This is a genomic window from Dactylosporangium sp. NPDC049140 (assembly GCF_040648435.1).
This window is the reverse complement of record NZ_JBEZDS010000011.1, coordinates 68,164-85,800: the sequence shown is the minus strand read 5'-3', so window position 1 is coordinate 85,800 and position 17,637 is coordinate 68,164. Positions and strand designations below refer to the sequence as shown.

Genomic DNA, 17,637 nt, shown 5'->3' with positions numbered 1-17,637 from the left:
TTTCACGGAGATGAAACCTCACTCCGCCGGCGGCGGGGGGCAGCGGCGGCGGCGATCAGCCTCCCGTGAACGACGGGGTCGTGCCGCACTTGGCCTTGGCGTCCAGGCACACCTTCACGAGCGGGCCGAGGTTCTCGGGCTTCCACGCGTTCATGAAATCGCCGTGCATCGAGGAGGCCATCCCGGAGGAGAGCGCCAGCCCGTCGCCGCCCAGCGAGTCGTAGTTGACCATGAACGACAGGTTGGGGATCGCGACCGGGTAGTCGCCCTGGCACTTGCCGTTGACCGCGTTGCCCATGTGCGACTTGTGGTCGGGCGAGTCGATGTGCCTGCCGTCCCAGCAGTCGGCGAAGGTCAGCTGGAAGATGAGGTTGCCGCCGGCCGCGCAGACCGGCCAGTTGCCGTCGGCGCTGCGGCCGGTCTCGGCGCTGCCGGCGCACCAGAACTGCCCCGACGCGCCCTTCGGCGTCGCCGTCTGCTTCTTGGCGTCACCGGAGATCATGACCAGGCCGGGCGGGAACGGCATCGTGACCGACGGGTCGGGCAGGCGGGACCCGTAGTACACCCGGAAGCTCTTCATCTTGACCGGCTGGCCGTTCTTCTGCAGCTGGGGCACCCAGTACGCACTGTTGTCGCCGGGCGCGTTGCAGTTGGTGGCCTCGCCGAACAGGTCGGCCGGCCTGCTGGTCGCGGTGACCTTCGGCCCGAAGAACGTGTGCATGTGCGACGCGCCCGCCAGGCCCGGGAACACGATCGGGTCGTCCGGGGCCTCGCCCGACACCGCGCAGTCGGTGTGGAACTCCGAGACGCGGGTAGTGCCGGCCGGCACCGGGAGCTGCTGGAGCTTGTTGAACGCGGCGACCTGCTGCTGCCAGGCGGCCTGGTCGACGTCCACCCAGCCGGCGGTGCCGGTGCCGCCGGTGGCGCCGCCGGTGGTCGGCGACGGCGCGGCGGTCGTCGGCGGGGCGACGGTCGCGGTGGCCGGCGGACGCCCGCCGCTGCCGAGGGTGAACCAGTTGACGTTCACGAAGTCGTACTGCTGGGCGCTCTTCATGACCGCGACGACGGTCTGCTTGCCGGCCGGCACCGAGGTGGCGGTAACGGTAACGGTCTTCCACGACTGCCAGTTGCCGGTGTACGCGACCGGGAAGGTGGCCAGCAGCGTCCCGGCGGGCGAGCCCAGGTGCAGCTCGATGGAGCCGCCGGCCTTGTTCTGGGCGGCGATGCGGACGCTCAGGTCGGCGCCGCCGAGGGTCACGTTGTCGTACTGCAGCCAGTCGCCGTTGGCGAGCCAGCCGACGTTCTTGCCGCCGCCGGCGTCGCGGGTGTTCTCGGTCTGCGCGCCGCTCTGGGCCGAGTAGGACTCGGCCTCCAGCTTCGGCGCCGTGTTCTCGTCCGCGCTCGCGGTCGCCATGTAGGCGCCGCCGGCGCCGGCGACGACCGCGACCGCGGCGGCGCCGAGGAGTACTCGGGTTCTGAGGCGCATGTCGATCCTTTTCTGCAGGCTCGGGTGCGCCGCCAGTATTCAAAGCGCCTGTATCCAGGTTCAAGAGGGCAAAGGAAAACTTAGAGAGCGCTCTCTGGAAGATCGTGGCCAGGCCCCGGGAAATCGCTCGATTACATTTTTTCGAAATCCCGTTCTTAAATCTTCTTTAGCGACGGTACGTGTGCGGGCGCACGCATTCAGCGAGCGATCTCGACCCCCTGCACCCCGTCGAGCCGGCGCAGGGCCTCGGCGATCGCGGGCAGCGAGGTGTCGCTGTCGCCGTGGGTCGTGAGCACGATTGACTGGTCGTGCCCGGCGTAGTCGATGCGCAGCACGTGCGCCGTGGGCAGGGCGGCGACCGCGGCGCGCTCGACCTCGTCGAGCGGGTGGTCGGGGGCGAGGGTCAGGGTCACCCGGATCCGGTGCCGGTCGGGCAGCCAGTTGGCCTCGGCCACCTTGAACAGCCACAGCGCGGCGAGCGCGACCGCGGTGACGGCGACCGCGGCCCAGTACAGCTTCAGGCCCGCGGCCACGCCGATCGCGGCGGTGACCCACAGCGAGGCCGCCGTGGTCAGCCCACTGACGTTCACGCCCTCCTTGAGGATGGCGCCCGCGCCGAGAAAGCCGATGCCGGTGACGACCTGGGCCGCGACACGGGTCCGGTCGGAGCCGACCTCGTAGCCCGCGGCCGTGAACAGCGCCGCGCCGACGGCGACGAGCATGTGGGTGCGCAGGCCCGCGGGCTGGGCGCCGAACTCGCGCTCCAGGCCGACGAGGGCGCCGAGCAGCAGGGCGAGCAGCAGCGGCGGGATGACGGTCCAATCCATGACACGTTGTACCGCCGCCGGGCCGTTCCCGCCACTCAGCCGCCGGGGCAGGTGTTGGTGCCGCCGCTGAAGGTGACGCTCTGGCGGCCGGTCGGCTCCGGCTCCGGCGCGCCGAGCTGCCGCGTGCCGACCAGGCTCAGGATGATCGCGGGCAGCAGCGTCACGCCGGCCACGACGAGCGCGATCTGCGGCAGCTTGGCCAGGCGCAGCCAGCGCGCCACCCCGGCCACGACGAGCGGCCCGACGATCAGCACCGCCGCGAGCAGGAACTCCAGGCTGCCGAGGCGCTCGTCGGGCGCCGTGCCCTCGGACTCGAGCACGCGGGCGAGCACCGCCCGGGTCAGGCCGGCGACCGCCACCAGCCAGCCCGCCGCGAGCGCGGTGCAGGCCAGAACGCCGGGCAGTCTCGAGCTCACGCCGCCACCTCCGCAGGCTCCGGCGCCGACGCGACACAACTGTGCCCATGGCGAGCGGCCCCTCCGCTCCGCTCCGGACCGCTCACGCGTCCACGGTAGCGGGCGCGAGAGCGGCATCGATGACCGCCGTCTCCAGGTCGCGCGCGCACTGTTCGATCGCGGCCGGGGTGTAGCGGTGTGTGTCGCCCCACATGGTGTACACGATCCGCCCCGGCTCGTCCTCGACGTGCAGGTAGAACGTGCCGTCGTAGGTGTCCTCGCGCCCGCCCCAGTGCAGGTTGCCCGCCGCGCGGGCCGCGCGGATCGCCTCGGGTGTGGGCGCCTCGCCGCCGGTCTCGTCGGTGCCGCGGCGGCGGTCGTTGAGGTAGCACGACCACGCCTCCAGGTCGCGGGTCGCGGCGGTGCCGTCGAAATAGCCGTGTTTGTACGCCCCGAGCGTCGCCGCCCACGCCCGCGCCGCGATCTCGTCGAAGGGCATGCCGACGTCGATCGCGCAGAGGCCGAACTGGCGCAGGCTCGTCACCGCTTCGCCGAAACCGGGCCGGAACCGGTTGTTCACCACGATCTGCACCACCGCGGTGGGCGAGCCGGTGACGCGGGCCAGGGCGACGGCGTAGCCGGCGAGCAGGATCGGGCCGGAGGCGAGCCCGGTGCGGGCCGCGACCGCGCGCACGGCGAGGGCCAGGGCCGGGGACTCGCAGACGACCTCCCAGTGGCGGGGCTCGCCGTGGCCCGGGTCGGCCGCCGCGGGGTGCGGGACGGCCGGGACGCGGTCGAGCTGGCGCTCCCAGTACCGCAGCGCCTTCTCGCTCTGCCGCAGAGCCGCGGGCTCCTGCTGGAGGGCGGCGAGCTCCAGCGGCCGCACCCCGGCGACGGGCGCCGCGGCGACCCCGAGGTGGGCCAGGTCGCGCACGATCGCGTCGATGCCGAAGCCGTCGATGATGACGTGGTAGTACATCAGCACCACGTGCGTCGGCGTCTCCCCGTCGAGCACGACGCCCATCCGCACCGGCCATTCGCCGAACGGGTCGAAATGCCTGGTCTGGTACCGCACCCGCAGCGCCTCCGCGGTGACCTCCGGGTCCGGCCCGGCCTCGACGAGCTCGAGCCCGATCGCGCCGGACGCGTGCACCCGCTGGCGCGGCGGGCCGCCGTCGACCGGCACCAGCCGGGTCCGCAGCGCCTGGTGCCGGCTCACGATGAAGCGCAGCAGCTCCGCGAGGTGGGCGACGGTCTCGCCGGGCGCGGCCGGGACGGTGCCGCCGATGTTCATCGTCCGGCCGGTGCGCCGCATGAGGTCCCAGACGTCGCGCTGCCCCCACGTCAGCTCCGCGGTCCCGGAGCCCTCGCCCTCGAACTCCACCACGATGTCCACGCGGGCGAGTGTCCCGCCGCGCCCGCCCCGGCCGTCAACGGCGGCCGCCGGCCCGGGGTATCGCCGCTGGTGGCGTGTGAAAGTTTCACGCCCCGTCCGGCCCCGCACCGGTCCGGCGGCCCATCCGGCGCCAGGCGAGCACCGAGCAGAGCCCGAAGCCCAGCGCGTTGGCCAGGCCATGCGTGGCTACCATCCATGACAGCGGCAGGTGCGGCACGCGCACCACATGACCGAGCGCCCAGTCCAGCGCGAGCACCATCGTCGCGGTGAGCACGACCGCGGCGACGGCGAGCAGGGCCCGAGTCACCGGGTCGGACTGGCCGGGCCGGACCGTCCGCAACGTGATCACGGCGGCGATCCACATGCCGGCGGTGAGCACCGCGGCCCCGGCGAGCTCGAGCCAGTCCCCCACGAAGAACCCGGCGAGCACGAGCCCGGTCCCGGCGGGCACGGCGAGCGCCGCGGCCGGCCCGCCCCGCGTCCCGCCGCCGTACGCGCCGACCAGCCCGGCCACGAGCGCGGCGGCGAACCCGGCGTAGTGGAAGTGGGCCTCGGTGAGCGCGAGCACGTCGAGGCGGAAACCGAACAGCCGGTAGCCCACGCGCTCGGCCACGAGCGCACCGGCCGCGATCGAGGGCGTCACGAGCGCCGTGACGGCGGCCGCCGTTGCGGGAGTCTCGAACACCGTCCTCAGCCGGGGCCAGGCTCGGGCGGCGAGGACCAGCGCGACGAACAGGTACGGCATCGCGAGCCCGGCCGCCAGGGGCCCGCGCGGCAGCCAGAGGGACACCGCACCGGGCACGGCCCCGCCGAACCACACCCACCGCCGCCCGGCGGGCCAGGCCCCGGGCAGGAGATCCAGCCCCAGCGGCACGATCACGAGCATGCCGAGCCCCACGAGCGCGGCGACGAGCACGCGCGCCCAGTCCGTAAGCCCCACGACGCCTCCCCTAGTTGAACGTGTTCAACTCAGAGGATAGACCCCTGTCCCCGAGCACGCCCTGGACCCGGCATGGGTGAGCCGCCGCCCGCCGGGACACCCCACAGAAATGTGAGGGCTTGCTCACCGATTTCGGCGCTTAGCTCCCTGCATCTGTTTGCAGTTATCAGGGAGGCAACATGTCACAGTCAGGCCTGCGTGCCCTACGGGTCTTGACGCTCGCCGCCGTCGGCGTCGTCCTGCTCATCGCCGGGCCCGCGGCCCTGCCGAGCTGGTCGGAGACGACGGCTCCGGTCACCGAGGGCCATCCGACCGCGTTCCCCACGAATACGCACCGCACCAAGTCCCCGACGCCCACGAAGTCGCCCAGCAAGTCGCCGTCGAAGTCGCCGAGCAAGTCGCCGTCGAAGTCGCCGAGCCAGTCGCCGTCGAAGTCGCCGAGCCAGTCGCCCACCGTGTCCGCGTCCGCGACCTCGCTGCCGGTGACCGGCGGCGCGACCAGCGGCACGCTCACCGGGCTCGTGGTCGGGGGCCTGGCCGTGACGGGCGTGGGCGGGCTGCTGGTCGGTCTCGGTCGTCGCCGGCTCAAGTTCCGGCCCTAGACGGCGCTCTTCAGCACACCCATCTTCGACTGGTACACCGCGTCCAGGGCCTTCCCACCGTCCTCGCACACGGCCACCGTCTCTCCGCGCACCAGGACGTAGCCGCGATCCACGGCGCCCCGCACCGCGCCCAGGGCCGGCTCGGCCATCAGCACGGCCACGCCGTCGCGGGCCAGCTGGGTCACCGTGCGCAGCAACTCCTGGACGATGAGCGGGGCCAGCCCGGTCATCATCTCGTCCAGCAGCAGTACGCGCGGCGAGCCCATCAGTGCCCGGGAGACGACGAGCATCTGCTGCTCGCCGCCCGACAGCACGCCGACGAGGCTGCGCAGGCGCGTGCGCAGGATCGGAAAACGGTCGATCGCGGTATCCACGGCCGAGCGGGGCAGCCGCAGCAGCTCAGCCATGACCTGGAGGTTGTCGGCGACGTTGAGCTTCGGGAACAGCTGGCGACCCTGCGGTACGACTGCGATGCCGGCCCGGGCCCGCGCGGCGGGCTTGAGCCGGCTCACGTCCTCGCCGTCGAGGAACACCTTGCCGGCGGCGGCCACGGAACCGTAGGCGGCGAGCAGGGCGCTGCTCTTGCCGGCGCCGTTGGGGCCGACGAGCGCGGTGACCTGGCCGCCCGGCGCGGTCAGGTCGAGCCCGGTGACGGCGCTGGCGTGGCCGTAGCGGACCGTCAGCCCCTCCAGGCGGAGCTCATGAGACGACATGCGAGGCGTCCTCCTCATCGGGCTCGTCGGCGGTTACCCCGAAGTACACCTGCTGCATCTCGGGGCTGCCGAGGCACTCCTGCGGGTTGCCGTCGAACACGGCGCGGCCCTGGTCGAGCAGCATGATCCGGTCGACCAGACCGGCGACCAGGTCGACGTTGTGGTCGACCAGAATGACGGCGTGGCCACGGCGCTGCACCGTGCGGACGACCTCGACGATGCCGTGCACGCCGGCCGCGTCGGAGCCGGCGAACGGCTCGTCGAGAAGCAGCACCAGCGGGTCCTGGCCGAGGGCGCGGCCGACCTCGACCAGGCGCTGCTCGCCCAGGGACAGGTCGCCGGCCGGGCGGTCGAGGCGGTCGATGCCGAGCTCCTCGGCGAGCTTGCGCACGGCCTCGGCGTCGGACGGCAGGTGCGGGCGGAAGGCGCCGGCGAAGCTGCCCGCGACCATCTGCCACACCGTGCCGTGGCGGCGCGCGGCCCGGCCCAGCAGCAGGTTGTCGGCCACGGAGAGCTCGAGGGCCAGCTGCGGGTACTGGAACGTGCGCGCCAGGCCGGCCTTCGCGCGCCGGGCGGCCGGGCCGGCGAGGCGCTGCCCGCGCAGGGTCAGCTCGCCCTCGGTGGCCGGCTGGGCGCCGGAGATGAGGTCGACCAGGGTCGTCTTGCCGGCGCCGTTGGGGCCGACGAGGCCGAGGATCTCGCCCGCCCGCAGCTCGAACGAGACGTCCTGCAGGGCGGTGACCCCGCCGTACCGCTTGGTCAGCCCGGAGCCGACCAGCAACGTCTCAGCCACGTCTTCCCCCCACGAGTCGGGCCAGCCGGGTGGCATAGCCGATCACGCCCTGCGGCGCGAGCAGCAGGATCACGAGCACGCCCAGGGCGAGGATCAGCGTTCCGCTGGTCTGCACCGCCGGGAAGTTCAGGGTCAGCTCGACGGCGATGACCGCGCCGAGCACGGCGCCCCACGGGGTCGCGGAGCCGCCGATGAGGGGCATGAAGATGGCCAGGAACACCAGGTTGAGCGTGAACGTGTCGGGCGTGACGCTGCCGGCCGAGTAGGTGAACAGCCCGCCGCCGACGGCCGCGATCGCCGCGCCGATGGCCAGCGAGACGAGGTTCATCACCGACACCCGTACGCCGGCCGCCTCCACGGCGCGGGGCGCGTCGCGCATGGTCCGCACGATCACGCCCCACGGCGACATGCGCAGCCGGTCGAGCAGGAACGCGATGACGCACACGACGACCAGCGAGCCCACCACGACCTGGTAGTGCGAGGGCACCCAGCCGAGGATGTCGAGCTTGCGCAGCGAGCCGAGGCCGCCGGAGCCGCCGGAGAGGCCCTCGGCGTCGACGAGCAGCGCGGTGAAGGCCATGCCGAACAGCAGCGTGACGGCGGCGAGGAAGAACCCGGACAGCCGCCGGGTGGCCAGGCCGAGCAGCACCGCGACGGCGGCCGCGACGACCGGGCCGGCGATCCAGGCCAGGATCAGCGGCAGGCCGGTGCGCGAGGAGAGCAGGCCGACCGCGTACCCGCCGATGCCCGCGTACGCGCCGTAGGCCATCGACAGCGAGCCGGCCATGAGGTACGGCACGTACATGCCCAGCGCGATGAGCGCATAGGTGGCCGTGGTGGTGACGAGGGTCTGCTTGTAGCCGTCGGCGCCGACCCAGAGCAGGATCAGCACCGCGCCGACCACACCGAGGGTCAGCCCGAGGGAGCCGGGGACGCGCTTCACGACACTCTCCTAGGTCCGGATCCGGCGTACGAACAGGCCGCTGGGCTTGAAGGCGAAGAACAGCAGGGCGACCAGCAGCAGCCCGTAGACGTGGGACTGGCCGCCGAAGTAGTAGGGCACGAACACCTCGACCAGCCCCAGCAGCAGGCCGCCGACGAGCGGGGCCCAGACCGAGCCGGTGCCGCCGACCACCATCGCCAGGAAGCCCGACAGCGCCCAGCTCAGCCCGGACAGGGAGCTGACGCCGGCCTTGGGGGCGAACAGCAGGCCGGTGATGCCGGCCAGCAGCCCGGAGACGAGGAAGGCGATGAGCCGCACCCGGTTCACCGGCAGGCCCAGCAGGCTGGCGGCGTGGGTGCTGTCGCCGACCGCCCGCAGCAGCCGCCCGGTCCGGGTGTACCGGATCCACAGGGCGGCCGCGGCGAACGCGACGACGGTGAAGGCCAGCAACAGCACGCTGCTGGGCTGGACCACGGTGTCGCCGATGGACACCGGGTCGAACGTGAGCAGGGCCTGGCCCGGGAGGGTGGTGTAGCCGAAGAGGTACCCGCCGAGCTGCTGGATGGCGAAGAGCACTGCGGCCACCGCCACCAGCGCCGGCAGCTCGCCCCGGCCGGAGCGGCGCTGCACCTGCCGGACCACGGCCAGTTCGGTGACGACGGCCAGCGCGGCCGAGGTGAGCACCGCGATCCCGGCGGCGGCCCAGACGTTCATGTCCTCATACAGCACGAGGTAGGACGTGCACAGGCCGCCGACCATCGCGTACGGGCCGATGGCGAAGTTGAAGAACCCCGCCCCGACCAGCACCAGGTAGTAGGCCAGCGCGAGCAGCCCGAAGAAGCATCCCATCTCCAGCGCGGACAACCACAGCTGCAACTGGCCCACGACGTCGCCTTTCTTGTCCGGACGGGGATTTTCCGGTGGGGTTACTTGTTACACGGGGGCTGGAACGTGGCCCAGGGGCCTTTCGGCTTGTTGTCCGAGCCGAACTCGATCAGGGACAGCCCGCACGGCCCATCGGCGCCCAGGTGCTTGCTGGCGCTGAAACTGAGCGTGAAGTTGGCCTGGCCGAACGTGGCCGGGTACGCCTGGATGCTCTGGATCGCCTCGTTGAGCTTCTTGGAGTCGTCCACGCCGCCGGCCTTCTCGATGGCCTGCTTGAGCACGTGCACGGCGTCCCACGCCTGGGCGTCGTACGCGGTGATGTCGTAGTCCTTGCCGTTCTTGTCCTGCAGGAGCTTGATCAGCTCCTTGGTGCGCGGGTTCTCGCTGTTGATCGAGCCCATGAAGATGAGCCCGTTGAGCGCACCGGGCGAGGCCAGCTTCCACGAGGACGGCTGGTTGCCGATGGAGGCGAGCGAGAAGCGCTTGGTGCCGGCCATCTGGGTGCCCAGGGTGTTCTGCGCGAGCACCTCGAAGGCGCCGCCGACGCTCGTCACGAGTACCGCATCCGGCTTGGCGTTCTTGAGCCGGGCCACCTGGGCCGACAGGTCGCTGGCGTTGGCCGCGCCCTTCTCCGTGGCCACGAACTGCACGCACGTCATCTGCGCGAACAGGGCCTTGTCGAGGGCCGCGATCGTCGTGGTGTCGTCGGTGAGGACGCCGATCTTGGTGATGCCGGCCGCCGCGAATGCGCCGCAGTAGACCTGGGCCCAGTCGTTGGTGGTGTTGGCGAGCATGTAGATGAGCTCGTTGTCCGGCGGCGTGACGAGCGTGGCGGTCACGCCGGTGGGGGCGATGGCGGGCAGGCCGAGCTGGGTGAGCGTCGACTTCGCCTGGAGGATGGCGGCGCTGCCGCTCTGCAGGAACAGCGCCTTGGCGCCCTGGCTGGCCAGCTTCTGCAGCGTCGCCGGCACCTTGGTCGGGTCGGACTCGTCGTTCTCGACGACGAGCTTCAGGGGCCGGCCGAGGACGCCGCCCTTGTCGTTGATGTCCTGGATGGCGAGGCGGATCGTCTTGCCGGCGATCACGCTGTACGCCGCACCGGAACCGGTGCTGTCCTCGTCCATGCCGATGATGATCGGCGCGCCGGTGGCGGTTCCGTTGCTCGGCTTCTGGTCACCCGCCTTGTCGCCGCAGCCCGCCAGCGCGAGCGCCGTGAGCGCCAGGCCGACGACGATACGACGAGACCTCGTCGTTAAAACGCCCATGTGTACCCCTGTCGGAATTATACGAATCGTCAGCCTAGGGAGGAATGTTCGCTCGATTCAAAACCTAACAAGCGCTTGGTTTTTACATCTTGGCGACGGCCGCCGGGCGTGTCAAGGACACGGCGGACACCTGCGCGTAACAGAACTGTGAAAGTCCGAGCGCCCTGAGCTGCGGTACCGGCGGTGCGGTACACATGACGCATGCAGCTGATCAAGACGTTCCCGGCCGACCGGTTCGCCGGTGCCCTGGACTCGTGGCAGTGGATCGGCCTGGAGGACAAGACCCCCGCGTACGCCTCGCTCTTCGGCGACATCTTCCTGCGCGGGCCCGGCGGGGTCTGGTGGCTGGACACGGTCGGCGGCACGCTGCAGCGGCGCTGGCCCAGCATGGAGGCGGTCTCGGCCGAGCTCAACACGGCCGAGGGGCAGGAGCGGTACCTGTTCGCCGGCCTCACCGCGGAGCTGGCCCGCCGCGGCCTGACCCCGGCCGCGGAGCAGGTCTACGACTTCAGCCACCCGCCGGCGCTGGGCGGCGCGATCGACCCGGACAACGTCGACGTCATCGACTTCGTGGTCGGCGTGAACATCGCCGGCCAGCTGCACGACCAGCTGCGCGCCCTGCCGGAGGGCACGCAGATCCGGGGCGTGTCGTTCGACGACGGCCGCCTGGTCGTCGACTACTAGTCGCCGATGCGGCGCACGGTCCCGGTGGCCCAGCGCACGGCGCCGTTGCGGTCGGCCCTGAGCGCCTCCGGCCCGGACCGGAACAGCAGCTCGTATCCGGCGACGGCCCCGGCCGTGTCGTGGATCGCCTGCCGGCCGACGACGACGTCGGGCGCGATCGGCCCGGTGTACTGCTGCTCCAGCATGTTCCGCCTGTCGAAACGCCGCCAACGATGTACCGCCAGACTCCGCCGCCCCGGTTGCGGCCCGGGCGCCGCGCCGGTTGCCGATCGGTTGCCGGCCCATCGGCACGCGGATCAGCGATCGCCTACGCCCGGGCCCCGCGCAGCGCGTAGGCGGCGAGGCCGGCCGCGGCCAGGGCGAGCGCGCACACCAGGGCCGCCGCGGTCGCCGCGGGCTGGACCGGCCACGCGGCGACCTGCATCCGCACGTCGGCGCTCGGCCCCAGCAGCGGCAGCACCGCCACGAGGGTCCACAGCAGCGGGGCGACCCAGGCGTGCGCCGCCCCCAGCACGGCGGCGCCGAGCGCGGCCAGCCCGAGCAGCCCGGCGACGTCGCGCACCACCACGGCCAACGGCTCGAACCGGGCCCCGACCAGCCCGGCCACGAGCACCGCGACCGCGCCGAGGTGCACCGCCCGGCGTGCGGGCCAGTGCACGGCGCCGGTGCGTTCCAGCGCCTCGTCCGGGGCGCCGAGCCCCGCGCCGAAGGCGACCACCGCGAGCATCGCCGTCAGCGCGCCGAGCCGGACGTCGGCGCGCACGAACCAGGCCAGACCGGCGACGGCCACGGCGAGCGCGAGCGCCGCCGGCACTCGCCGGGAGCGGAGGTACAGGCCCAGCCACCTCATGACGTCAGGCCCGCGAACGCGTCCGGGCGGCAGGCCAGCACCGCCTCGCGCGCCGCCACCATCAGGCGGCGCTGCTCGTCCTCCGGGCGGGCCCGGAGCGCCGCGTAGGCCGCGGCCGGCTCCGGGCGGGCCGGGGCCGCGCCCGTCAGCCAGGCCACCGCCAGCTCGCGGCCCTCGTAGGCGCCGGCCGGGGCCGGGTCGCAGGTCTGCTCCCAGGCGGCGCCGAGCACGAGCCCGGGGAACGAGCCGTCGCGCAGGTCGGCGCGGCCGTTCGCGCCGATCGAGGGGGCCAGGAAGACGAGGGTGCCGGCGGCGTGCGGCGGGTCGGCGGGGCCGGTGCCGTAGGCGGGCGCGCGGCTCTCCACGGCGCGCGCCGGCGCGCCCGGCACCCGCGCGGCCAGGGTCGCGAGGGCGGCGCGGACCGGGCCGGCGATGTCGGGCAGCAGGGCGGCGTGCACGCGCGTGACGCAGACCTGCGGGCCGTGGTCGTCGCAGATCAGCTCGACGGCGCCCGGATCGTAGGCGGCCGCCGCCGCATAACCGCCCGAAGGCAGCAGTGGTACCGCGACCGCCGCTCCGAGCACGGCCGGCAGCAGCGCCGGGGCGACGGTCCGGGGCCGGGCGACGGCCAGCAGCAGGCCGGTCGCGGCGAGGGCGGCGAGCCAGAGCGCCTGCACCAGGCTGACCCGGGCCGCGACGGTCTGGAAGTCGTCGATGCCGCCGGCGTACACCGGGGTGAGCAGCAGCGCCGCGGCGTCCGCGCCCGCGCCGGGCGCGACCCGCGCCCACTCGGGCACGATCCCGACGACGGCGACGCCGAGCACGGCCACGACCGGGGCGGTGACGAACCGCGGCACCGCACGGCCCGCGGCCAGGCCGAGCCAGCCCCCGGCGAGCAGGGAAAGCGCGCCGACGCCGGCCACGGCCAGGGCGGACGGCGGGAAGTACCCGGACGTGGGCACGACCCGGGCGAGCCCGGCCAGGAACGTCAACGCGTACGCGGCGAGCAGCCCCGCGGCGAGCGCGCCGGCGGTGGCGAGGATGCGGTGCCGGCGGGGCCGGGGCGTGCCGGCGAAGAGCTCGCCGACCCCGGCGCGGGCCTCGCGGCGGCCCAGCGCGGCGCCGCCGGCGAGCGCGATCGGGAACAGCACCAGGAGCAGCACGCGCAGGGCGGCGGCGAGCTGCAGCCAGCGGCCCGCGAAGGCCTGGGGGAAGGAGAACAGCAGGGCGGTACCGATGACGAAGGACGCCACCGCCACGACGGCCGCGGCCGATCGGCGCAGCTCCAGGCGCACGACCCGGGCGATCACGCCGCCACCGTGCCGCGGTGCTCGCGCAGCAGCGCCGAGTAGCCCCGCTCGGTCGCGCTGTCGCCGGCCTCGCCGGTCGCGCCCCGCTCGGCCAGGTCCGTCGCCGCGCCCAGCCAGACCAGGCGGCCCTCGTCGAGCAGCACCACGTCGGTGCAGGCGGCGGCGACGTCCTCGACGAGGTGGGTGGAGACGAGCACGCAGCCGCCGGCGCCGAGGTCGCGCAGCAGGGCGCGGAACTCGATGCGCTGCTCGACGTCGAGCCCCACGGTCGGCTCGTCGAGCAGCAGCAGCTCGGGGTCGTTGACGATCGCCTGGGCGATGCCGGCCCGGCGCAGCATGCCGCCGGAGAGCGTCTTCATCCGGGCGTCGGCGCGGGCGGTGAGCCCGACCCGGTCGACGGCCCGCTGCACGGCGCCGGGGATGTCGCGGCGGGGCATCTCCTTGAGCCACGCCATGTACTCCACGAACTCCCGCACCGTGAACTGCGGGTAGTACCCGAAGTGCTGCGGCAGGTAGCCCAGCCGGCGCCGCACCGGGCGCAGGTCGGCTCGCCCGGTCACGGGGGTGCCGAGCAGCGAGAGCCGGCCGCCGGCGGGCTCGAGGACCGTGGCGAGGGCGCGCATGAGCGTGGTCTTGCCGGCGCCGTTCGGGCCGAGCAGGCCGTGCACGCCCACGCCGAGGGCCAGGTCGAGCCCGTCGACGGCGAGCCGGCGCCCGGCCCGCACCCGCAGGGCCTCGGCACGGACGTTCATCGCCGAGCCTCCGATCGCGCCCGGAGCCGGGCCACGGCGTTGATGGTCATCGCAAAGCCTCCGATCGGCCCCGGAACAGGGCCACGGCGAACAGGACGGTGGTGACGGCGGCCCAGCCGGGCCCGGCCGGGGCGGCGAGCAGCGCCGGCAGGCGGGCCGCCACGATGCTGGGCGCCACGACGAGCACGGCCCAGCCGGCGGCGAGCCCGAGGGCCGCCCGGTCGACGCCGGTGAGGCCGCCGAGCGCGAGGCTGGCGGCGGTGAAGGCGAGGCACGGCAGCAGCCAGAGCGCGGGCGCGTGCCCGGTCGCCCGGCCCGCGACCGCGAGCAGCGGGATGACGGCGGCGAGGACGGCGAGGGTACGGCGCAGCAGCAGTCCCAGCCCGAACCGCGGCACGGACGCGAGCAGCTCCCAGGCCGGGTCGGTGCGGCGGCTCCACGCGGCGGCGACCGGCAGCAGCGGCGCGACCGGGGCGAGCAGCAGCACGAGCGAGGGCAGGCTGGTGAACGTCTGCTCCAGGGCGACCGCGGCCACCATCAGCGCGGCCGCGGCGGCGAGCCACGGCGCGACCCGCCCGGCGAGCCCGGCCGAACGGAACCGCCGGCCGGGAACCGGCCCCGGGCCCTCGTCGATCCCGGCCGCGATACCGGCGGCCGCCCGGTCCACCAACGCCCGGATGTCGTCGTTCATGACAGTGCCTTCCGCAGTGCGAGACGGGCCCGCCGCGCGCGGGTCTTGACGGTGCCCTCGGGCATGCCCAGCAGCGCCGAGGTCTCCCGGACGGTGAGCCCGTCGAGCACCAGCGCGCGCAGGACGTCGCGCAGCTCCGGCGGCAGGGCGAGCATGGCCCGTCCGAGGTCCCCGTCGAGGTCGGCGGCGAGCGCCTGCTCCTCCGCGGCGGGCGCCACGGCCGGGAGTTCCGGCGGCGGTACCCGCTCCGCCCGGGCCCGCCGCCGGAACGCGTCGACGAGACGGTTGGCGGCGATCGTCCACAGCCACGCGGGCGCGTTGCCGCCGAGCCCGGCGCGGGCCTGGCTGCCGGCCGAGCGCCACACGGCCAGATAGGTCTCCTGGAGTACATCGGCGACGAGGTCGTCGTCGGCGCAGCGCCGCCGCAGCCGGGCCGCCAGCCACGGGGCCGTGCGCCGGTACAGCTCGTCGAACGCGCGCCGGTCGCCGCGGGCGGTGCGCCGCAGCAGCTCCTCCTCGTCGAGCGCGTCCAGACCTCGTCCCACATCTCTCCTGACGACCGCCGCGGAAGCCCAGGTTCTCACCCGTGTGTGATCCGGGCCACAAGATGTTCCCGCCAGCAGGGTGGTTGCCCGGGTGAACCCGCTGGCAGCCTCGTCGGGATGCGCCGAGCCGTTCCTATCCTCGCGTTCGTAGCCGTGCTCCTCGTCGCGATCGGAGTCGCCGTCGTGAAGCCATCGCGCCCAGCCCGCACCGCGCCCACGGGCGGGTTGCACGTGAGCGGGGCGAGCATCGTGGAGGCCGGCGGACAGCCGCTGGTGATGCGCGGGATCAGCCACCCCTACGCCTGGTACCGCGACCGCACCGGGGCGTTGGCCGACATCAAGCGCCTCGGCGCCAACACGGTGCGCGTGGTGCTCACCGGCGACGTGACGGCGGGCGAGGTGGCCGGGATCGTCGGGCACTGCAAGGCCAACCGTCTCGTCTGCGTGCTGGAGAACCACGATACGACCGGCTACGGCGAGCGAGCGGGGGCCGTCACCCTCGACCGCGCCGCGGACTTCTGGACCGGGCTCGCGCCGACGCTGCGCGGCACCGAGGACTTCGTCGTGGTGAACCTGGGCAACGAGCCGTACGGCAACGGCGACACCTCGGGCTGGGCCGGCGCGACCGGCGCGGCGATCGGCAAGGTGCGCGCCGCGGGCCTGCGCCATCTGCTCATGGTCGACGGGCCGAACTGGGGCCAGGACTGGTCCGGCGGCATGCGCGACGGCGCCCCGGCGGTCTTCAACGGCGACCCGCAGCACAACACGGTGTTCTCCGTGCACATGTACGGCGTCTACGGCACGGCCGCGAAGGTCACCGAGTACTTCGACGCGTTCCGCCGCAACGGGCTGCCCCTGGTCGTCGGCGAGTTCGGGCCGCAGCACACCGACGGGCCGGTGGCCGCGGACGCCATCGTGCGCGAGGCCGACGCGCGCGGGATCGGGTACCTCGGCTGGTCGTGGTCGGGCAACGGCGGCGGGGTGGAGTACCTCGACGCGGCCGACGGCTTCGACGCCGGCCGCCTCACGGAGTGGGGCCGCCACCTCTTCGACGGGATCCGGGCCACGTCGAAGGAGGCGGCGGTCTTCGCGCGGGCCGCTTCATGACGGCTTCGCGATGACCAGGAACCGGTTCTCGGCCCGCCGCGCGAACTTCATGAAGCCGCGCAGTCCCGGCAGTCCCTCCATGAGCCCGAACACGGGGATCAGGGCGATCACGGCGACCGGCTCCCACCAGCGGCGCCGGCCGCCGGCCGAGACCCCGGCGTTGACCCGCAGCCCCTCCCAGTACATCCAGATCACGTAGGCCATGTTCACCGCCCACAGCGGGATGATGAGCACCGTCGTCGGCGACGTGTTCGGGTCGGCGATGAGCAGGGCGACCAGCATGACGACGATGACGTTCTGCAGCGGGCCGATGACCCAGGACAGCACCGAGTAACCCAGCAGCAACCGGTTGCGCAGGGGCAGCGTCCGGTTGAAGACCAGCCCGGCCAGGCCCCAGGACCAGCGCTCCCGCTGGCGGAAGAAGTCGCCCAGGCTGGCCGGCGACGCGCCGTAGCAGCGCCCGCCGAACCAGGCGCTGCGGCCCGGGTACCGCTCGCTGAAGACGAGGGCGAACTGGGCGTCCTCGACCAGGCTGCGCGGGCCGAAGTCCCAGCCGATCGTGGCCTCGATTGAGGCCCGCACGAGCAGCAGCTCGCCGTGCACGCCCGCGCGCGGGGTACCGCCGCCGGTCCAGGCCGAGAACCGCCCGACGTCCTCGGCCGGGCGCGCGGAGTCGGCGAGCCACGTGAGCTTGTTGAGCGCGTACTCGCGCGGGTAGGTCAGAATGCCCTGGGCCAGGTGCTTGGCGGCGGCGCCGGCGGCGCGCTGCTCCTCGACGAACCGGGCCATCGCCAGCGCGGTGTCCGGGCCGACACCGGTGTCGTCGTCCATGTGCAGCACCCAGACGTCGTCGCGGGCCTCCCCCTCGTGCATGCGCAGCTCGTGCGCGTACTGCGCGGCCCGCGCCTTGAACCGGGTGCCGTTGGGGGTGCGGTAGTCGGCCGGGACCGCGACGACCCGCACCCGGTCGCTCTCGGCGGCCAGCTCCTTGATCCGGGACTCGGCCTCGCAGCCCTCGTCCACGACGATGTCCACGCGCATGTGCGGAAAGCAGGGCGGCAGCCAGCTGATGTACGAGCGGACCGAGCGATCCAGCGCCGGTTGGGTGTCGTCCCGGCCGACGGTGGGCACGACCACGATGAGCGGCTCGTCGGTGCTGGTCGGCCCGTGCCCGCTCCAGCGCTCCGCCGAGTCGCGGAGCCGTTTTCGGGTGCGGTTCACGCCGAAGATGCCGGTGAGCGTGGTGAAGATGGGCCACGTCCACAGCACGGTCAGCGGCCAGCCGAGCACGCCGGGATGGGGCTGGGTGAGCCAGGTCTCGCTCACCACAATGATCAGGTACGCCAGGATCAATGGCGAGTACGCGGGCCGCCAGCGGGCGAGCCGGCGCTGCGAGGCTCCCACCGTGCGCAGCTACCCGGGACGAGACGGGGGTATGCCGTCGGCACACCCC

Annotated in this window: 20 protein-coding genes; 3 read left to right on the top strand and 17 right to left on the bottom strand. The window is 73.6% G+C overall.

Features of this window, described 5'->3' with window-relative positions; translation table 11 throughout:
• Positions 1 to 55: 55 nt before the first annotated feature.
• From AB0B76_RS20010 to AB0B76_RS19990, 5 genes are all read right to left on the bottom strand, one after another.
• Positions 56 to 1,486 (bottom strand): DUF1996 domain-containing protein, encoded by a 1,431-nt coding sequence (locus tag AB0B76_RS20010; RefSeq protein WP_360376978.1) that lies wholly within the window; start codon positions 1,484 to 1,486, stop codon positions 56 to 58.
• 197 nt (positions 1,487 to 1,683) lie between these two features.
• Entirely contained in the window at positions 1,684 to 2,313 is a 630-nt protein-coding gene (locus AB0B76_RS20005) for an MgtC/SapB family protein (protein ID WP_360376976.1), read from the bottom strand.
• Between the two features lie 35 nt (positions 2,314 to 2,348).
• Positions 2,349 to 2,729: a hypothetical protein gene (locus AB0B76_RS20000; protein WP_360376974.1), complete on the bottom strand. Its 381-nt coding sequence runs from the start codon at positions 2,727 to 2,729 to the stop codon at positions 2,349 to 2,351.
• 82 nt (positions 2,730 to 2,811) lie between these two features.
• The gene (locus tag AB0B76_RS19995; protein ID WP_360376971.1) at positions 2,812 to 4,104 is read right to left on the bottom strand and encodes a condensation domain-containing protein; all 1,293 of its coding nucleotides are present in this window, start codon (positions 4,102 to 4,104) and stop codon (positions 2,812 to 2,814) included.
• 85 nt (positions 4,105 to 4,189) lie between these two features.
• Complete coding sequence (locus AB0B76_RS19990; protein WP_360376969.1) at positions 4,190 to 5,044, bottom strand: YndJ family protein; 855 nt, start codon at positions 5,042 to 5,044, stop codon at positions 4,190 to 4,192.
• Positions 5,045 to 5,223: 179 nt separating this feature from the next.
• Here AB0B76_RS19990 and AB0B76_RS19985 point away from each other — a divergent pair, with 179 nt between their 5' ends.
• Positions 5,224 to 5,646 (top strand): hypothetical protein, encoded by a 423-nt coding sequence (locus AB0B76_RS19985; protein ID WP_360376966.1) that lies wholly within the window; start codon positions 5,224 to 5,226, stop codon positions 5,644 to 5,646.
• Here the strand turns inward: AB0B76_RS19985 and AB0B76_RS19980 are convergent.
• Genes AB0B76_RS19980 through AB0B76_RS19960 form a run of 5 tightly spaced genes read right to left on the bottom strand, consistent with a single transcriptional unit; the run spans position 5,643 to position 10,245 of the window.
• Positions 5,643 to 6,359: an ATP-binding cassette domain-containing protein gene (locus AB0B76_RS19980; RefSeq protein ID WP_360376964.1), complete on the bottom strand. Its 717-nt coding sequence runs from the start codon at positions 6,357 to 6,359 to the stop codon at positions 5,643 to 5,645. The two genes, AB0B76_RS19985 and AB0B76_RS19980, sit on opposite strands and share 4 nt — an antisense overlap.
• Positions 6,346 to 7,152, bottom strand: coding sequence for an ATP-binding cassette domain-containing protein (locus AB0B76_RS19975; protein ID WP_360376962.1), 807 nt, complete (start codon positions 7,150 to 7,152; stop codon positions 6,346 to 6,348). Before AB0B76_RS19975 ends, AB0B76_RS19980 begins: the two co-directional genes overlap by 14 nt.
• Positions 7,145 to 8,095 carry a branched-chain amino acid ABC transporter permease gene (locus AB0B76_RS19970; protein ID WP_360376959.1) on the bottom strand — a complete coding sequence of 317 codons (951 nt, stop codon included), beginning with the start codon at positions 8,093 to 8,095 and terminating at the stop codon, positions 7,145 to 7,147. Before AB0B76_RS19970 ends, AB0B76_RS19975 begins: the two co-directional genes overlap by 8 nt.
• A 9-nt stretch (positions 8,096 to 8,104) precedes the next feature.
• Positions 8,105 to 8,980 carry a branched-chain amino acid ABC transporter permease gene (locus AB0B76_RS19965; RefSeq protein ID WP_360376956.1) on the bottom strand — a complete coding sequence of 292 codons (876 nt, stop codon included), beginning with the start codon at positions 8,978 to 8,980 and terminating at the stop codon, positions 8,105 to 8,107.
• Positions 8,981 to 9,021: 41 nt separating this feature from the next.
• Positions 9,022 to 10,245, bottom strand: a complete 1,224-nt coding sequence (locus tag AB0B76_RS19960) for an ABC transporter substrate-binding protein (protein WP_360376954.1) — start codon at positions 10,243 to 10,245, stop codon at positions 9,022 to 9,024.
• A gap of 201 nt (positions 10,246 to 10,446) precedes the next feature.
• On the opposite strand from AB0B76_RS19960, the gene AB0B76_RS19955 reads away from it, so the two are divergent.
• Positions 10,447 to 10,929 carry a hypothetical protein gene (locus tag AB0B76_RS19955; protein WP_360376951.1) on the top strand — a complete coding sequence of 161 codons (483 nt, stop codon included), beginning with the start codon at positions 10,447 to 10,449 and terminating at the stop codon, positions 10,927 to 10,929.
• Here the strand turns inward: AB0B76_RS19955 and AB0B76_RS19950 are convergent.
• The 6 genes from AB0B76_RS19950 to AB0B76_RS19925 all read right to left on the bottom strand — a co-directional run bounded on the left by AB0B76_RS19950 (position 10,926) and on the right by AB0B76_RS19925 (position 15,077).
• On the bottom strand, positions 10,926 to 11,114 hold the full coding sequence (locus tag AB0B76_RS19950) for a hypothetical protein (protein ID WP_360376949.1): 189 nt from the start codon (positions 11,112 to 11,114) through the stop codon (positions 10,926 to 10,928). The genes AB0B76_RS19955 and AB0B76_RS19950 overlap by 4 nt on opposite strands.
• Before the next feature lie 122 nt (positions 11,115 to 11,236).
• On the bottom strand, positions 11,237 to 11,779 hold the full coding sequence (locus AB0B76_RS19945; RefSeq protein WP_360376947.1) for a hypothetical protein: 543 nt from the start codon (positions 11,777 to 11,779) through the stop codon (positions 11,237 to 11,239).
• Positions 11,776 to 13,089, bottom strand: coding sequence for a hypothetical protein (locus AB0B76_RS19940; RefSeq protein ID WP_360376945.1), 1,314 nt, complete (start codon positions 13,087 to 13,089; stop codon positions 11,776 to 11,778). The genes AB0B76_RS19945 and AB0B76_RS19940 overlap by 4 nt, the downstream gene beginning before the upstream one ends.
• Positions 13,086 to 13,841: an ATP-binding cassette domain-containing protein gene (locus tag AB0B76_RS19935; protein WP_360376942.1), complete on the bottom strand. Its 756-nt coding sequence runs from the start codon at positions 13,839 to 13,841 to the stop codon at positions 13,086 to 13,088. The genes AB0B76_RS19940 and AB0B76_RS19935 overlap by 4 nt, the downstream gene beginning before the upstream one ends.
• A 46-nt stretch (positions 13,842 to 13,887) precedes the next feature.
• Positions 13,888 to 14,532, bottom strand: coding sequence for a hypothetical protein (locus AB0B76_RS19930; protein ID WP_360376939.1), 645 nt, complete (start codon positions 14,530 to 14,532; stop codon positions 13,888 to 13,890).
• The gene (locus AB0B76_RS19925; protein WP_360376936.1) at positions 14,529 to 15,077 is read right to left on the bottom strand and encodes an RNA polymerase sigma factor; all 549 of its coding nucleotides are present in this window, start codon (positions 15,075 to 15,077) and stop codon (positions 14,529 to 14,531) included. The genes AB0B76_RS19930 and AB0B76_RS19925 overlap by 4 nt, the downstream gene beginning before the upstream one ends.
• A gap of 183 nt (positions 15,078 to 15,260) precedes the next feature.
• Here AB0B76_RS19925 and AB0B76_RS19920 point away from each other — a divergent pair, with 183 nt between their 5' ends.
• On the top strand, positions 15,261 to 16,184 hold the full coding sequence (locus AB0B76_RS19920) for a glycoside hydrolase family 5 protein (RefSeq protein WP_360376933.1): 924 nt from the start codon (positions 15,261 to 15,263) through the stop codon (positions 16,182 to 16,184).
• Here the strand turns inward: AB0B76_RS19920 and AB0B76_RS19915 are convergent.
• Positions 16,179 to 17,588 (bottom strand): glycosyltransferase family 2 protein, encoded by a 1,410-nt coding sequence (locus tag AB0B76_RS19915; RefSeq protein WP_360376931.1) that lies wholly within the window; start codon positions 17,586 to 17,588, stop codon positions 16,179 to 16,181. The two genes, AB0B76_RS19920 and AB0B76_RS19915, sit on opposite strands and share 6 nt — an antisense overlap.
• Between the last annotated feature and the right edge of the window lie 49 nt (positions 17,589 to 17,637).

What these genes read in the sequence shown, in the direction of transcription:
- AB0B76_RS19980 (WP_360376964.1), bottom strand. Translation starts at nt 6,359, where the DNA reads ATGTCGTCTCATGAGCTCCGCCTGGAGGGGCTGACGGTCCGCTACGGC.
- AB0B76_RS19955 (WP_360376951.1), top strand. Translation starts at nt 10,447, where the DNA reads ATGCAGCTGATCAAGACGTTCCCGGCCGACCGGTTCGCCGGTGCCCTG.
- AB0B76_RS19930 (WP_360376939.1), bottom strand. Translation starts at nt 14,532, where the DNA reads ATGAACGACGACATCCGGGCGTTGGTGGACCGGGCGGCCGCCGGTATC.
- AB0B76_RS19985 (WP_360376966.1), top strand. Translation starts at nt 5,224, where the DNA reads ATGTCACAGTCAGGCCTGCGTGCCCTACGGGTCTTGACGCTCGCCGCC.
- AB0B76_RS20010 (WP_360376978.1), bottom strand. Translation starts at nt 1,486, where the DNA reads ATGCGCCTCAGAACCCGAGTACTCCTCGGCGCCGCCGCGGTCGCGGTC.
- AB0B76_RS19945 (WP_360376947.1), bottom strand. Translation starts at nt 11,779, where the DNA reads ATGAGGTGGCTGGGCCTGTACCTCCGCTCCCGGCGAGTGCCGGCGGCG.
- AB0B76_RS20005 (WP_360376976.1), bottom strand. Translation starts at nt 2,313, where the DNA reads ATGGATTGGACCGTCATCCCGCCGCTGCTGCTCGCCCTGCTGCTCGGC.
- AB0B76_RS19960 (WP_360376954.1), bottom strand. Translation starts at nt 10,245, where the DNA reads ATGGGCGTTTTAACGACGAGGTCTCGTCGTATCGTCGTCGGCCTGGCG.
- AB0B76_RS19935 (WP_360376942.1), bottom strand. Translation starts at nt 13,841, where the DNA reads ATGAACGTCCGTGCCGAGGCCCTGCGGGTGCGGGCCGGGCGCCGGCTC.
- AB0B76_RS19950 (WP_360376949.1), bottom strand. Translation starts at nt 11,114, where the DNA reads ATGCTGGAGCAGCAGTACACCGGGCCGATCGCGCCCGACGTCGTCGTC.